Below are 16,110 nucleotides of genomic sequence, written 5' to 3'. Positions count from 1 at the left end.
GCTTCTTTTCCCCTGAAGCGAGGAGAATCATGATTCGGTCACGGCATCGAGCATGGTTGAAATTATTCACTGTTAAAGGAAACCATCATGAACGCGATTGAAAAAACCAGCTCCGAGATGAACGGCACCGCCCAGGATGCCCGCCAGGATTTGCACCGCACCATCGACAAGGTGGCAAGCCAGGCCCAGCCCCTGGCCGACAAGGTGGCCACGCGCGCCCACGACGGCGTGGACCAGGTGGGCGACCGCATCGAGCAGGTCAGCGACACCGTCAGCAAAGCCTCCGAAACCCTGAGGGCGCGCGGCAAGCAATTGGGCGCCGCCTGCCAGCGCGCCGGCGAAACGGGCCGCGATTATGTGCGCGAGCGCCCGGCCATGTCCTTGCTGATCGCGGCAGCGGCCGGGTATGGCCTGTCGAAATTGCTGGGCTCGCGTAAATAAAGTTTGACGCCTTCCTGGCCGGTATTTGTCGTGGGCGCTGTTCCCTACGCCGTCATGGCGGTGCGGAACAGCGCCCACGCGCACAAGGTAGTAGCTAGTAGCAGGCAGTAAAGGAGAGTGAAGATGCGCTCCATTTTGTTGTGGTTGATCGGCATACCTATTCCCATCATTGTTTTGATTGCCCTGTTTGTGCGCTGAATGAGGAAGTTGTGGCGTTCTCCCGGGGCAAACTACTCACAGGAGACGTAATGGCTACCAACAAGAAAACGCCGTCCACCGACGGTGCGGGTTCCGTCTTGAGCAGCATGTCCGGCCCATCCGACGGCAACGCGCCGCACAGCCTGGGCGCGGACAATGACGTGGCCCGCGCGCTGCTGCAAAAGACGGCCGCCGGCCAGCAGCTGTCGGCCGCCATGGCAGCCAATCCCAAGGAGGAGGGCCAGTATGGCGAGGCGGCGCGCACGCCGGCCGAAGGCGTGCATGTGGCAACGGGCGACCCGCTGGCCACGGCCAGCACCACGGGCGAAACGCTAGCTTCTCCGAAGACGGGCGATGGCCAGCCCGCACTGGGCGAGAATGCCCGCAACGCCTCGCTGGATGGCGCCCGTAGCGACGACAGCGGCTGCGTGCTGACAACCAACCAGGGCGTGCCCGTGGGCGACAACCAGAATTCGCTGAAGGCGGGCTTGCGCGGCCCCACCCTGATGGAAGATTTTATCCTGCGTGAAAAGCTCACGCATTTCGACCATGAACGCATCCCCGAGCGCGTCGTGCATGCGCGCGGTTCGGCCGCCCACGGCTACTTCGAATGCTACAAGGAGCAAGGCAAGCTGACGCGCGCCAAACTGTTCGCCAAGGCGGGCAAGCGCACGCCCGTCTTCGTGCGCTTTTCCACGGTAGCCGGCGAGCGCGGTTCCACCGATACGGCGCGCGACGTGCGCGGCTTCGCCGTGAAGTTTTATACGGACGAGGGCAACTGGGACCTGGTCGGCAACAACATCCCCGTCTTCTTCATTCAGGATGCGATGAAGTTCCCTGACCTGGTGCACGCCGTCAAGCCCGAGCCGCACAATGGCATGCCGCAGGCGGCCAGCGCGCATGACACCTTCTGGGACTTCGCCTCGCTGTCGCCGGAAATCACGCACATGCTGATGTGGGCCATGTCCGACCGCGCCATCCCGCGCAGTTTCCGCATGATGCAGGGCTTTGGCGTGCATACCTTCCGCCTGGTCAATGCCAAGGGCCAGTCCGTGTTCTGCAAATTCCACTGGTCGCCGATGGCCGGCACGCATTCGCTCGTGTGGGACGAAGCCGTCAAGATCAGCGGCGCCGATTCCGATTTCCACCGGCGCGACCTGTGGGAAGCCATCGAGTGCGGCGAATATCCCGAATACGAGCTGTCCTTCCAGGTGTTCACGGAAGCGCAGGCGGAAGCCTTCCCCTTCGACGTGCTCGATCCCACCAAACTGATTCCCGAAGAACTGGTGCCGCTGGTCCCCGTCGGCAAAATGGTCTTGAACCGCAATCCCGACAATTTCTTCGCCGAGACGGAGCAGGTGGCCTTTTGCACGGCGCACATCGTGCCCGGTATCGATTTTTCCAACGATCCGCTGCTGCAGGGCCGTATCCACTCGTATGTGGACACGCAACTCACGCGGCTGGGCGGCGCCAACTTCCATGAAATCCCCATCAACTCCCCGCTGGCGCCCGTGCACAACAACCAGCGCGACGGCATCCATCGCCAGGCCATCAACCGGGGCCGGGTCGCGTACGAGCCCAATTCGCTGGCGGGCGGCTGTCCATTCCAGGCGGGCGCGAAGGGTTTCAACAGTTTTCCCGCATCCGCCGAAGGCGACAAGGTGCGCGGCAAGCCCGAAAAATTCGCCGAGCATTTCGGCCAGGCGCGCCTGTTCTGGATCAGCCAGACGCCGGTCGAGCAAGACCATATCGTGCATGCGTTCCGCTTCGAGCTGAGCAAGGTGCAGACGGTGGCCATCCGCCAGCGCATCGTCGCCATGCTGCGCAACGTCGACGAGACCCTGGCGCAGCGCCTGGCCGATGGCCTGGGCCTGGCCCTGCCGCCCGTCATGCCGCGCGCTTCCATGCTGCCGATCCCCATATATCCGCCATCGCCGGCCCTGTCGCTCTTTTTCCGTCCCGGCAAGACGGGCATCCATACGCTGCGCGTAGCCATCCTGGTGGGACCGGGCAGCGATGGCGCGCAGGTGCGCAGCATCTATGCCTCGCTGCTGGCCGATGGCGCCGTGCCGCGCCTGGTGGGCAGCCACCTGGGGAAAGTCGACACCAGCGGCGGCGCGCCGCTCGACGTGGAAATCTCGCTCGAGGCGGGACCGGCCGTGCTGTTCGACGCCGTCGTGGTGCCGGAAGGCCAGGGCGCCGTGCAGCAGCTGGGCAGCGACGCCAATGCGCTCGACTTCCTGCGCCTGCAATACCGCCACTGCAAGCCGATGCTGGCCGTCGGCGCGGGCAAGGGTTTGCTGGACAAGGCGGGCATACCGGCGTCACTGCCCGATGGCAAACCCGACCCGGCGATCATCGTCGCGCCTTCCGGCGACGTGGTGAAAGCCGTGGCCGCGTTCAAGAAGGCGCTGGCCGCGCACCGGGCGTTTGCGCGCGAAACGGACCCGCCGAGGGTGTGATTGCTTGCATCAGCAACGGACCGGTCCCGTTGCTTACCCGGTTTGCGCGGCACGCGCAACGCCATGCAACAATGTAAACAATAAAAACGTCCTGCGGTGATATGCTGCTGACTAGAACTGTTCATTTGCAACTATTTCGATAGCGGCAAGGAACGGCTTCAGCAAACCGGATCGCGATTACCGCATGGACAAGTACACACCTCGCACCTGGGGGCCGGGCGAACGCCCGACCTTGCCCGGGTCGCCATCGATGCCCGAACATTCGACGCCCAAGCGTGTCGCGTATTTCATCGTCGGCCTGATCGTCGCGCTGACGGGAGGACTGGGCAACGGCCTGGTGACGGCCAATCTGCTGAACCTGCAAGGTTCGCTGGCCGCCTATGCCTACCAGATGCAATGGCTGCCGGCCGCCTACGTGATGACCATCGTCTCGATGAATCTGCTGCTGGTGAAATTCCGCCAGCAGTTCGGCCTGCGCCTGTTTACGGAAGCGTTCCTGGTGCTGTACGCGCTCGTCACCTTTGCCCATCTGTATGCGAATACCTTGCCGTCGGCGATCGCCGTGCGCGCCGCGCATGGCATGGTGGGCGGCGCGCTGGGCGTGCTGGGCCTGTACTACACCTTGCAGGCGTTTCCCGCGCGGCACCGCCTGAAAGGCGTGGTGCTGGGCCTGGGCTTTGCCCAGCTGGCGCTGCCCCTGGCGCGCATCTTTACTTCCGAACTGCTGCAGATCGGCGAATGGCACGGTCTTTACCTGTTCGAGCTGGGACTGGCCCTGCTGGCGCTCGGCTGCGTGCTGGCCCTGAAACTGCCGCCCGGCGACCGCGTGCAGACGTTCGAGCCGCTCGACTTCCTCACCTTCATCCTGTTCGCGCCCGGCGTGGCCCTGCTGTGCGCCGTGCTGGCGCAGGGGCGCACGGCGTGGTGGATGGAGTCCGAGTGGGTGGGCGTTTGTCTGGCAGGCTCCATCGTGCTGATCGCCGCCTCGCTGGCCATCGAGCATAACCGCGCCCGCCCGCTGCTCAATACGCGCTGGCTCACCACGGGCAAGATCGCCAAGCTGTTTTTATCGGTGCTGCTGTTTCGCATCGTGCTGTCCGAATCGACGGGGGCGGTGGGTTTCCTGCAGGCGCTGGGCCTGAACACGGACCAGATGCAGAACCTGTTCATCGTGGTGTTGCTGGGCAGCGTGGCGGGCCTGGTGGTCAGCGCGCTGACGATCAATCCGGCGACCCTGCACCGCTCGCTGATGTTCGCGCTGCTGCTGATCGCGGCCGGCGCCCTGATCGACGCGCACGCCACCAGCCAGACGCGCCCCGTCAACATGTATGTCAGCCAGTTCCTGCTGGCCTTTGGCGGCACGTATTTCCTCGGCCCCACGATGGTGGCCGGCATGGGCGCCGTCATCGCCGAACCGCGCAACCTGGTGAGTTTTTCCGTGATGTTTACCATGACGCAGAACCTGGGCGGCTTGCTCGGGTCGGCCATCGTCGGCACCATCCAGACGGCGCGCGAAAAATACCATTCCAGCTACCTGGTCGAGCACCTGACCATGCTCGACCCGCAGGTGGCCGCGCGCGTGCAGTCGGGCGCGTCGGCCTATGGCGGCGTGCTGACGGACCCCGCCCTGCGCAGCACCCAGGGCGTGGCGCGCCTGGGCGCCATCGCCACGCGCGAAGCCAATGTGCTGGCCTATAACGACGTCTTCTTGATGATCGCCGGCGTCGCCATCGCCACCCTGATCTGGATGCTGGTCAGCCAGTCCTGGACCCGCATCACCACCGGCGCGCGTCGCCTGGTCGGCCCCGTGCGCGATGCGCAGACGGCCATGGCCATCGTCCCCATTACCAATTCGGAACCGAGCAATGACAGAAAATAACATCCCGCCACCAGCATCGACGGCGCCAGCAGCCGCACCCGCCGCCCCTTCCACGGCGCAGCCGGACCGGCGCCATCAGTGGCTGTCCGCGCTGGCCTTTGCCGCCGTCGCCCTGGTGGGCGTGCTGATCGTGCTGTATGCGTGGCGTTTGCCGCCGTTCACCAGTCCCATCGTGACGACGGAAAACGCCACCGTGCGCGGGCAGGTGACGATCATCGGCACGCAGCTGTCGGGCTACGTGGTGGAAGTGACGGTGCAGGACTTCATGGACGTCAAGGAGGGGCAGCTGCTGGTGCGCATCGACGACCGCATCTACCAGCAGCGCTACGAGCAGGCGCAGGCCCAGCTGGCCGCGCAGCAGGCGGCTCTGTCGAACTGGGCGCAGCAGAAGGCCAGCGCGCAGGCGGGCATTTCCGTCAGCGAAGCAGCGTTGGCCAACGCGGAAGCGCAGGCGCGCAAGGCCAGCGCCGACCTCAATCGCGTGGAGCAGCTGGTGGCCGACGGTTCCCTGTCGCAGCGCGAACACGACCAGTCGCGCGCCTCGCAGGCGCAGATGGCGGCGGCGCTGGCGCAAGCGCGCGCCAATCTCGACATCGCGCAGCAAAGCGTGCATAGCGTGGTGGTCAACAAGCAGGCACTGGAAGCGGCCGTGGCCAACGCGCAGGCGGCCGTCAAGGCGGCGAAGATCGACCTCGATAACACGCGCATCGTGGCGCCATCCGATGGGCAATTGGGCCAGGTGACGGTGCGCCAGGGCGCGTACGTGAATTCGGGCGCGCAGCTGATGGCGCTGGTGCCGCGCCAGATGTGGGTGATCGCCAATTTCAAGGAAACGCAGATGAACGGCGTGCAGGAAGGGCAGAGCGCCACCTTCCACGTCGACGCCCTCGATGGCGCCGTGCTGACGGGCCAGGTGGAGCGCATCTCGCCGGCCACCGGTTCCGAGTTTTCCGTGCTGCCGGCCGATAATGCGACGGGCAACTACCTCAAAATCGCCCAGCGCATTCCCGTGCGCATCCGCATCGATCCAGGACAGGCGAATGCGCGCCGCCTCGTGCCGGGCATGTCGGTGGTGGTCAGCGTCGACACGTCGGCCGTGCTGAACGACTCGGCGGACAATCCGGCGCCGCCGCCACCGCCGAAGAAGGCCAAGCCATGAAGCGCCATGCTCTGCTGATGGCCGGCGCGCTGGCGCTGGCCGGCTGCGCCGCCAAGGCGCCCTTGCAGCCGCCATCGGCCTTGCAACTGCCGTCCGGCTGGCGCGCGCAAGCCATCGGCGCACCAGCGGCGACGGGCGCCCATGTCGAGCAGCTGTGGTGGCAAGCGTTCGGCGATCCGGTCTTGAGCGACCTGGTGGGCGAGGCGCTGGCGCGCAATGGCGACTTGCGCGTGGCGCGCGCCCGGGTGCAGGAATACCGCGCGCGCCTGGCGCAGGCCGACGCGAACCTGGCGCCGAACCTGGCGTTCGACGGCTCGCCGACGCGCACGCGCACCCTCGCTTCCAGCGGCAAGCCGTATGTGACGAATGTCTTCCAGGCGGAACTGCAGGCCAGTTACGAAATCGACGTGTGGGGCCGGCTGGCCAGTCTGAGCGACGCGGCCGCCGAGAGCTACCGCGCCGAGCAGGCCAGCCTCGATGCGGCGGCCCTGTCGATCGCCGCCAGCGTGGCGACGAGTTACCTGAATCTGCGGGGACTCGACGCGCAGCTGGCGCTGACGCAATCGACGCTGCAACTGCGCGAACAGTCGCGCGAGCTGGCGCGCAAGCAGTTCGAGGTGGGTTACAGTTCGCGCCTGGAATGGCTGCAGGCGCAATCGGAATACCATGCGGCGGCCGAGCAGGTGCCGCAGCTGCAGCGGCAGATTTTTGAACAGGAAAACGCGCTGGCCATCCTCGTCGGCGGCAATCCCGGCCCCATCGCCCGCGGCTTGCCCCTGGCCGACCTGGCGGCGCCTGACGTGCCGGCCGGCCTGCCTTCCGAATTGCTGCGCCGGCGGCCCGACATCGCGCGCGCGGAACACAACCTGGCGGCCGCCAACGCCAGCCTGGCCGCCACGCGCGATCAGCTGCTGCCCTCGTTCAAGCTGACGGCCGTCGGCGGCGGGCAGGCGACGACCCTCACCGATTTCCTGCATGCGCCGACCGCCCTGTGGCGCCTGACGGCGCTGGCGGCCGGTCCCCTGTTCGATGGTGGCCGCGTACAGGCGCAGACGGATGCGGCCGGCGCGCAGCGCGACCAGCTCGTGTACGCGTATGAAAACGTGGTGCGCAACGCCTTCGCTGAAACGGAAAACAGCCTGGGCGCCATCTACCGGCTGCGGCAGCAAGCCGTGGAAAACGACGCGCGCCGCGCCACCGCGTTTGATACCCTGCGCATCGCGCACAACCGCTACCGCAATGGCTACGCCTCGTACCTGGAAGAACTCGATGCCCAGCGCACCCTGTACAGCGCCGACGTGGGGCTGCTGCAGCTGAAGACGCGCATCCTCGTCGCTTCGGTCGACCTGTACCGCGCCATGGGCGGCGGCTGGTCGCCCCAGACGCCTTAGGCGCACGTGCACGGCGTGGCCGGTTACCGCGGCCGGTGTACTATTCCGCACTGGGAAAGCGGCGGCATGGTGCCAGCCGCTCCCGTCACGAACGAGGTCGCAGCATGACGATTTTTGGTATAGGCATCCACATCCTGATCGCGGTATTTTTTGCAATTCACGTGGTGCGCAACGGGCAGCAGTTGTACTGGCTGCTCATTTTATTCATGTTCCCGCTGTTGGGCAGCGTGGTGTATTTCTTCGCCATCTACCTGCCCAATTCGCGCCTGCCGCAAGGCGCGCGCAAGGTCGCGTCGGTGGCCGTGCAGGTGCTCGATCCGAACCGCGAATTGCGCGAGGCGAAAGCCGCCTTCGAGTACACGCCGACGGCGCAAAACCAGATGCGCCTGGCCAGCGCGCAGCTGGAGGCGGGCGATGCGCGGGAAGCGGCATCGACCTATGAAGCCTGCCTGCAGGGAGCGTTTTCATCGGACCTGGAAATTCGCCTGGGCGCGGCGCGCGCCTATCTGGAATGCGCGCGCGGCGCGGAGGCCTTGACGCACCTGGAATTCATCCGCCGCAGCGACATCCATTTCCGTCCCGAGATGGTGTCCTTGCTGACGGCGCGCGCGCTGGCGCAAAGCGGGCGACAGACGGACGCGAAGGCGGAATTCGACGATGCGCTGACGCGCTACAACAGCTTCGAGTGCCGCGCCGAGTGCGCGATCTGGGCCCTGCAGCAGGGTGACAAGGTGCTGTCGGAACGCCTGCTGCTCGATATCGACAACGCCATGGCCCGCTGGAGCAGCCATACACGTGCCATGTATGCGCCATTGCTGGCGCGCCTGGAGGCGGCGCGCCGCTGATTTGTTGCCGGTGCCTGGCTCAGACGCCAGGCACCGTATTCTTGCCCTCGACCAGCTTGTACCCCTTGCCATCGAAGCCATAGCGCGCGTGGCCGTTCAAGGGCGTGGCGATGCGCGGCGGGTCTTCGTCCGGCTTGACCGTGACGCCCGGTTTGATCTTCTCGGAGGCGCCCTTGAAATCGATCAGCAGGTCGTCGTAGGCGCCGCCATTGCGCGCGGGAGCGAAGCGCCACTTGCCGTCGACCATCCAGCACTCGTCCGTGTCAGGCCCGCAGGCGCCCATATTGTCCGAATACAGGTCGATGCCGCCATCGAGCGCGGTCACCTTGCCATCGCCGATTTCAAACAGGGCCAGTTGCGTGATGGTGTAACCCTGGCCCGTGTAGCCATGGCGTATCGCCAGTCCCGGCTTGTCCGCACCCAGCATGACCCAGTGCACTTCGCCGAGTTGCCCCGAGGAACCGAGGGCGGCGATGTTTTCCAGGCGTTTCACGACTTGCCATTGGCCGTCTTCCGGCTGGCCTTTGGGCGCGAGAAAAAAGACGTTCAACAGCCCCGGCGAGGCATGCGCCGATTCGGCCGTGCCTTCCGTGTTCGCCGTTTCCGCATTCGCCACGAGGATGGCACGGCCATCGGGCAGCAGCTTGTGGCTGATGGCGCTGACCACGTAACTGAGTTTGTCGACGTGGTTATCCGGATCGGACAGGTCGGCCAGCGCATCGTCGCTGTCGCTGCGGTAGTCCTTGCCGAAGACGGCGCGCATCATGCCCGCTTCGCGTTCACGCGCCTGCGGCGTGCTCATCGCTTCCGTCCTGGGCGCGGTGGCGGCCGGCGGCGGCACGTGTTCGGTCGATGCCGTGTCGGCGGCGGCAGGGACCTCGGCTGCCACGTCAGCTGCTGCGCTGGCGCTGGCGGGGGCGGTCTTGTCGGAGCAGGCGCCGAGCAGTGCGGATACCATTAACAGGGCGAGCGGGGTGCGGTAATTCATAGGCAGGGCGGATTGCGTTCATGGAGAATGGGCGCAGTATGCCAGATAGATGGAAGCGAGGGAGCGCGGCCTGGCGGCCGGTCCTTCGCTTCCTTGCCCGCAGGGGGCGATTTTGCAGATAGTGGCAGCGCTTATTTTTCCAGCGCCACCTTGTCATCGCGCCGCAGCGGCGCCTTCTGGCGGCGCAGTTTCGCCATGCCGCGCTTGAGCAGGTGCTCCAGGTCGTCGATGTAGGTGAATACGGCCGGCACCACCAGCAGGCTCAATAAAGTCGAGGTGATCAGGCCGCCGATGACGGTAATGGCCATCGGCGAACGGAAGCTGGGGTCGGCGCCCCAGCCCAGCGCCAGCGGCATCATGCCGGCGCCCATGGCGATCGTCGTCATCAGGATGGGGCGACTGCGCTTGTGGCAGGCGTCGACCAGGGCATCGAAGCGGTTCATGCCGGCCTGGCGCGCCAGGATCGCATAGTCGACCAGCAGGATCGAGTTCTTGGTGACGATCCCCATCAGCATGATCAGGCCGATCATCGACGGCATCGACAGGGCGCTGCCCGTGATCAGGAGCGCCACGAAGGCGCCGCCGATCGACAGCGGCAGCGCCGCCAGGATGGTCACCGGTTGCATGAAGTCCTTGAACAGCAGCACCAGCACGCAGTAGATGCACAGCACGCCGATCAGCATGGCCAGGCCGAAGCTGGCGAACAACGAGGCCATCTCCTGCGCGTCGCCCAGTTCGGCGATCTTCACCGACGGCGGCAAATTCTTCATCGACGGCAGCGCGCGCGCTTCCTCGTTCAATTCGCCGAGGGTGCGCGAACCGAGTTCCACGTCGAGGGTCACGTTGCGGCTGCGGTTCAAGCGGTCGATCTGCGCCGGGCCGCTTTCCATCGTCACGCTGGCCACGTTCGCCAGGCGCACGGGGCCATTCTTGCCGGGCACCGTCAGGCGCTCGATGGCGGCCAGGTCGGCGCGCACGCTGTCGGGCAGCTTGACGCGGATCGGCACCTGGCGTTCCGGCAGGTTCATTTTCGTCAGGTCCGTGTCGTAGTCGCCGGCCGTGGCCACGCGCACCGTCTCGCCGATGGCTGCCGCCGTCACGCCCAGGTCGGCCGCCTTGGCGAAATCGGGGCGCACGATGATTTCCGGGCGCACCAGCGAGGCGCTGGAATTGACGTTGCCGATGCCTTTCAGGCCGCGCAGCTCGCGCTCGACCTTTTGCGCCGCGGCCATCAGCGCCACCGGGTCTTCCGAACGCAGCACCAGCTGCATCTTCACGCCGGTGTCGGGCGGACCCACCGTGAAGCGGGCGCCGGGGATCGTATCGAGCTTGTGGCGCAGCTGCGTTTCCAGGTCCGCCATCGACTCCTTGCGCTGGGTGCGGTGCACGGTGGTCAGGGTCAGCACGGCGCGGCGCGCCTCGGCCGCCGCGCCGGGGGCGAAGGCGTCGCCGCTGGAGCCGCCGCCTATCGAACTGAAGACGCCCTTGATGCCTTCTGTGCGCATGGCCGCGTCGCGCGCCAGGGCCGCCACGGCCTGCGTTTCGGCCAGGGTGGAGCCGGGCGGCAGTTCCAGGTTGATCTGCGTCTGCGCGCGGTCGGCAGCCGGCACGAAACCGGTCGGCAGCAGCGGCACGAGGGCGATGGCGCCGACAAAGAACAGGGCCGCGGCGATGGCCGTGATGCCGCGGTGGTTCAGGCACCAGCGCATGACGCGCAGATAGCGCGTCATCAGCCAGCCATCCTGTTCTTCCTTGTGCGGCAGCGGTTTCAGGATGTAGGCCGCCATCATCGGCGTGAGCAGGCGCGCCACCACCAGCGAGGCCAGCACGGCCAGCACGGCCGTCCAGCCGAACTGCTTGAAGAACAGGCCGGGAATGCCGCTCATGAAGGCCGTCGGCAGGAACACGGCCACCAGCGCGAAGGTGGTGGCGATCACCGCCATGCCGATTTCGTCGGCCGCTTCCATGGCCGCTTCCATGGGCGACTTGCCCATGCGCAGATGGCGCTCGATGTTTTCGATTTCCACGATGGCGTCGTCGACCAGCACGCCGACGACCAGGGCCAGCGACAGCAGGGTGACGGTGTTGAGCGTGTAGCCGAACCAGTAGATGCCGAGGAACGCCGGCATCACGGACAGGGGCAGGGCGGCGGCGGCCACCAGGGTGGCGCGCCAGTCGCGCAGGAACCACCACACCACCAGCACGGCCAGCAGCGCGCCTTCGTACAGCAGCTCCATCGAGCCCTCGAAGTTTTCCTCGACGGGGAAGGCATTGTCGATCGACTGCTGCAGCACGACATTCGGGTTGTCCTTCTGCAGCTCGGCGATGGCGGCGCGTGCGCCCCTGGCGACGGCCACTTCGCTGGCGCCCTTGGTGCGGAACACCTCGAAGGCGACGACGGTCCTGCCATCCTGCTCGGCCAGCGCGCGCGGTTCGGCGATGGTATCGCGCACGGTGGCCACCTGGTCCAGGCGGACATGGCGTCCATCCGGCAGCGGCACTTCCACGCGCGACAGTTCATCGGCCGTCTTGACGGTGGCGATGGTGCGCACCGACTGCTCGGCGCCGCTGACGTCGCCCCGCCCGCCAGGCGCTTCGCGCTGCACCAGGCGCAGCTGGCGCGAGACGTCGAGGGCCGACACTTTCAAAGCCGCCATGCGCGCCTCGTCGAGTTCCACCTGGATCTCGCGGTAGACGCCGCCCACGCGGGTGACGGCGCCCACGCCGGGCACGGTCAGGAGGCGCTTGGCCACCGTGTTGTCGACGAACCAGGACAGGTCGGGCGCGTCGAGCGGATTGTCGACACCGGGTTTTGCCGTGGCGATAAAGGTCAGCACCACCCTGCCTGCGGTGGACGCCTTGGTGACGGTGGGGTCGCGCAGCTCGGCCGGCATGTCCGCCTTGACCCGCGCGACGGCGTCGCGCACATCGTTGACGGCTTCGGCGATCTGCTTTTCCAGGATGAATTCAACGGTCACCGTGACGACGCCATCGAGCACCTTGGTGTAGATGTTCTTCACGCCTTGCAGGGTGGCGACGGAGTCTTCGATCTTGCGCGCCACTTCCGTTTCCAGTTGCGCCGGCGCGGCGCCGGGCAGCACCGCGCTGACGGTGACGATGGGCAGTTCGATGTCGGGGAAATCCTGCACCGGATTGGCCTTGTAGGCCAGCAGGCCGGCCAGGGTCAAGAGCGCGAACAGCATGATGGCCGGGATCGGATTCTTGATCGAGAGGGAGGAAAAATTCATGGGTTTCCTTACTTTTTCGCTGTCACGGCGACCGGCGCGACGGGCTTGGCTGCCACCGGAGTGACCACATTGCGTACCAGGTCGCCGTCATTGAGGAAGCCGGCGCCGCTGACGACGATCGTCGTGTCGGCCGTGATGCCGTCGATGATCTCGATGCGGTCGCTCAGGCGCCGTCCGGCCTGCACCTTGATCTGGCTGACGCGCTGGTCGGCATTCAGGCGGAAGACATAGCTGAAGCCATCGCGCACGGCGATCGCCTGCTGCGGCACCGTCAGCGCGCCCGAAGTGCCCAGTTCGAATTCGCCGCTGGCGTACATGCCGGCCTTGAACGGCGCGTTGTTGCCGCTGCTGGCAGGCAGGTCCACGTAGACGAGGGCCGAACGGGTCTGCGGGTCGACCGTGGGAGCGATCATGCGCACCTTGCCCATCAAGACGCTGCCGTTGGCCGCCTTGACCTGCGCCAGGGTGCCCGGTTTCAGGTTCAGCAGCTCGGTGGCCGTCACTTCGGCGCGCCATTCGAGGCGGCCCTGGCGGATCATGCGGAACAGCTCCGTGCCGGCGCCCACGACGGAACCGACGGTGGCCGAGCGCGAAGAGATGATGCCGCTGTCGGGCGCCACCACCTGCGTGTACTTCAGGCGCAGCTGCTGCGACGCCAGCTGCGCCTTGGCGGACGCGATGCGCGCGTTGGCCGTCTGTTCGGCCGTCAGGTATTGGCTGATCTGCTGGGCGCTGATGGCGCCCGTGCTTTGCAGCGAGCGGGCGCGCTGCGCGTTGGCCGCCGCTTCCGCCGCATTCGCTTCCGCTTCCAGGACGGCGGCCTTGGCCTGCGCCACGTCCGCGTTCACCGTGTCGTTCGAGAACACGGCCAGCACCTGGCCGGCGCGCACGACGTCACCGACGTTCACGCGTACGTCCGTCAGACGCAAGCCGTTCGATTCGCTGCCGATGACGGCTTCCTGCCAGGCGGCCACGTTGCCGTTGGCCTTCAGCTTGATGGGCAGGCTGGCCGTTTGCGGCTTGGCCGTGGTGACGGTGAGGGCCGGTTTTTGCGCCGCTTTTTTATCTTTGGCGTCGTCGGCCGCGGTGGAGGACGGGGAGTACAGGGTAACGCCGGCGCCCAGCAGCACACACAGGGCGGCAAGGGCGAGCGCCATCGGTTTCAAGGTCTGTTTTTTCATGTTGTCGTATCCGTCAAGGTGCGTTGTTGGCGATGGTGTTGCTGTTCCAGCCGCCGCCGGCGGCGCGGTACAGCGCCACCCAGGCGGCGCTGCGTTCGCGCTCGAGGTTGACCACCGTGTTTTCGGCGGCCAGGCGCGTGCGGCGCGCGTCTTCCAGTTCGATCAGGCTGGCCAGGCCATTCTTGTAGCGGTCCTCGGTGGCGACAAACGACACGCGGTAGCCTTCCAGGGCCGTTTTGGCATGGCTGCTGCGCTCGTCCGTGCTGGCCAGGTTGACCAGCGCCTCTTCCACTTCGCGCACGGCCTGTCGCACGCCGGCGCGGTATTTCACCACCGCCTCGTCGTAGCGCGCGGTGGCCGCATCGACCTGGGCGCGGCGGGTGCCGCCGTCGAAGATGGGCAGGCTGACGGCCAGCGGGCCGATGCTCCAGGTGCTGGCCGTGATGCTGCTGCCGCCAGCGCGGATATTGCCCTTGCCGATGGAGCCGGCCAGGCTCAGGCGGGGATAGCGCTGCGCCTGCGCGCCACGCACTTCGAAGCTGGCCGCCGCCACTTCGCGTTCGGCACTGTAGATGTCGGGACGCTGGCCCAGGGTTTGCGCCGGCAGCTGCGCAATCGCCACGGGCGAGGGCAGGACCGCCGGGCTGGCCGCCAGCTTCTGGCGCAGCGACGCTTCCGGCATGGCCGACAGGGCCACCAGCGCCTTGACATTCACGTCGCAGGCGGCCCGTTGTTCGATGGCGCGGCTGGCGCCGTCGGCGGCGCTGGCGCGGGCCAGGGCGGCGTTGGCGGGCGGCTGGAAGCCGGCGCCGGCGCTCAGTTCCGTCAGGCGTGCCGAGTCGCGGCGCGAGACGGCGTCCTGCTCGGACACGGCCTGCAATTGCTGGCAGGTGCGCAAGGCGTAGTACTGGTTCGCCACTTCGGCGGCGACCGAGACGCGGGCCTCATGCCAGAGCGCGCGGGCGCTGTCGTAGCGCTCCTGCGCCGCATCGCGCGTGGCGCGGTTGGCGCCGAAGACGTCGATTTCCCACGACGCCTGCAGCGCGGCCTGCGAGGTGGTGCCGCTGGGCTGGGCCGATTGCTGGCTGGTGCGCACCACGCTGCCCGTCGCGTCGAGCTTGGGCGCCAGTGCGGCGCCGCTGCCGATGCTGTCGGCGCGCGCCTGCGCGATGCGCGTGCCGGCGGCGGCGATGGTCGGGCTGACCTGTTGCGCATCGGTGATCAGTTCCACCAGCAGGCTGTCGCCCTGGCCCTGCCACCAGCTGGACAGGTCCGTCAGCTTGCCGTTATGCGGCAGCGGCGCCTGCCACTGCGCGGGCGTGCCGGCGGCCACCGTTGCGGGCGGCCCCTGCAGGGCGCAACCGCCCAGCGCCAGCACGATGCTGGCGGCCAGGACGCGTTGAACGGTGCATTGAATAGTCGTCATGCTGGTCCTTCTGCTTGTCGTTGAGCGGTGGGGGGAGAGGGAGGAAGGGCCAGGCGCCGGCGCTCCACGTCGGCCATGGCCAGCGCGTAGTCGGTCATGCGCGCCAGCCAGGTATCGATGGCGTGCGGCGTTTCCATCAGTTGCGGGCGCAAGGTGTGCAGCACCTCGGCGCCGACCATGTGCTGCAGGGCCAGCGAGGCGATGGAAAAGGCCAGGCGGTGCATGTCGTCGCTGTCGTCGGGGGCGCCCAGGTGGCGTGCCAGCACGCGCGTGAGCGCCTCGTGTTCGGCACGGATGTTCTGGTCAACCTCGCGCGCCCACAGGCCCGTCGGTTCGAGCATCTCGCGGCACCACAGGCGCATGCAGTCGCGCGCGATTTCTCCCTGCTGCATGGGGGCGAGCAATTGCGCATAAAAGCCTTCCAGACTTTGGCGCAGGGTGAAATGGGGTTGCTCGTACAGGGCGATATTGTCTTGTGGATTCGATAGTTGATGGGAGAAGGCGGCGCGGTACAGGCCCGCCTTGTCGCCAAAATAGTAGCTGATGGCCGCCGCGTTGGTTCCGGCCGCCTGCGCCAGTTCGCGCGTGGACGTCTTGGCGTAGCCCTGCTCGGCAAACAGGCGGATGGCACTGTGCAGCAGCCGCTCGCGCGACTGTTCGCCATCGGAACGGGGTTTGCGCCCGTCGTCGGCGGGCACGGTATGGGAAATGTTTTTTTCAATCATGTCGGAGATTTAATCATATATCTCAAACGATTGATATAACTAAATCGGTTGATTTAGTTAAGGAAAGATGAAGATGCGCTAAAACGCGGGCAAAAAAAAGCCCGCGTACTAGCGCGGGCTGAATCCAATGTTCGGAGAACGAATTGGAGGAGACAGGTCCACTATAG

At 66.5% G+C, this 16,110-nt stretch carries 11 protein-coding genes; 6 read left to right on the top strand and 5 right to left on the bottom strand.

Going from position 1 to position 16,110, the window contains the following annotated elements; translation table 11 throughout:
* The first annotated feature begins 87 nt into the window (after window positions 1–87).
* From GCN78_RS03405 to GCN78_RS03380, 6 genes are all read left to right on the top strand, one after another.
* Complete coding sequence (locus tag GCN78_RS03405; RefSeq protein ID WP_152250422.1) at window positions 88–441, top strand: ElaB/YgaM/YqjD family protein; 354 nt, start codon at window positions 88–90, stop codon at window positions 439–441.
* A gap of 248 nt (window positions 442–689) precedes the next feature.
* Window positions 690–3,101, top strand: coding sequence for a catalase (locus GCN78_RS03400; RefSeq protein WP_152250421.1), 2,412 nt, complete (start codon window positions 690–692; stop codon window positions 3,099–3,101).
* A 184-nt stretch (window positions 3,102–3,285) separates the two neighbouring features.
* Window positions 3,286–4,980 (top strand): MFS transporter, encoded by a 1,695-nt coding sequence (locus GCN78_RS03395; protein WP_193316591.1) that lies wholly within the window; start codon window positions 3,286–3,288, stop codon window positions 4,978–4,980.
* Entirely contained in the window at window positions 4,967–6,139 is a 1,173-nt protein-coding gene (locus GCN78_RS03390; protein ID WP_193316590.1) for an HlyD family secretion protein, read from the top strand. Before GCN78_RS03395 ends, GCN78_RS03390 begins: the two co-directional genes overlap by 14 nt.
* On the top strand, window positions 6,136–7,530 hold the full coding sequence (locus GCN78_RS03385) for an efflux transporter outer membrane subunit (RefSeq protein WP_152250420.1): 1,395 nt from the start codon (window positions 6,136–6,138) through the stop codon (window positions 7,528–7,530). The genes GCN78_RS03390 and GCN78_RS03385 overlap by 4 nt, the downstream gene beginning before the upstream one ends.
* A 104-nt stretch (window positions 7,531–7,634) precedes the next feature.
* Window positions 7,635–8,375, top strand: coding sequence for a hypothetical protein (locus tag GCN78_RS03380; RefSeq protein ID WP_152250419.1), 741 nt, complete (start codon window positions 7,635–7,637; stop codon window positions 8,373–8,375).
* Between the two features lie 19 nt (window positions 8,376–8,394).
* Here GCN78_RS03380 and GCN78_RS03375 read toward each other — a convergent pair whose 3' ends face one another.
* The 5 genes from GCN78_RS03375 to GCN78_RS03355 form a co-directional block, all read right to left on the bottom strand.
* Window positions 8,395–9,363 (bottom strand): hypothetical protein, encoded by a 969-nt coding sequence (locus GCN78_RS03375; protein WP_152250418.1) that lies wholly within the window; start codon window positions 9,361–9,363, stop codon window positions 8,395–8,397.
* Between the two features lie 131 nt (window positions 9,364–9,494).
* Window positions 9,495–12,611: an efflux RND transporter permease subunit gene (locus GCN78_RS03370; protein WP_152250417.1), complete on the bottom strand. Its 3,117-nt coding sequence runs from the start codon at window positions 12,609–12,611 to the stop codon at window positions 9,495–9,497.
* A gap of 8 nt (window positions 12,612–12,619) precedes the next feature.
* Window positions 12,620–13,792, bottom strand: coding sequence for an efflux RND transporter periplasmic adaptor subunit (locus GCN78_RS03365; protein WP_152250416.1), 1,173 nt, complete (start codon window positions 13,790–13,792; stop codon window positions 12,620–12,622).
* A 13-nt stretch (window positions 13,793–13,805) separates the two neighbouring features.
* Window positions 13,806–15,218, bottom strand: a complete 1,413-nt coding sequence (locus tag GCN78_RS03360) for an efflux transporter outer membrane subunit (protein WP_226939437.1) — start codon at window positions 15,216–15,218, stop codon at window positions 13,806–13,808.
* Complete coding sequence (locus GCN78_RS03355) at window positions 15,215–15,943, bottom strand: CerR family C-terminal domain-containing protein (RefSeq protein WP_152250415.1); 729 nt, start codon at window positions 15,941–15,943, stop codon at window positions 15,215–15,217. The genes GCN78_RS03360 and GCN78_RS03355 overlap by 4 nt, the downstream gene beginning before the upstream one ends.
* Between the last annotated feature and the right edge of the window lie 167 nt (window positions 15,944–16,110).

Source organism: Janthinobacterium rivuli, from assembly GCF_009208735.1.
Taxonomy (GTDB): domain Bacteria; phylum Pseudomonadota; class Gammaproteobacteria; order Burkholderiales; family Burkholderiaceae_D; genus Janthinobacterium.
This window is presented reverse-complemented; position numbering and strand designations above follow the sequence as displayed.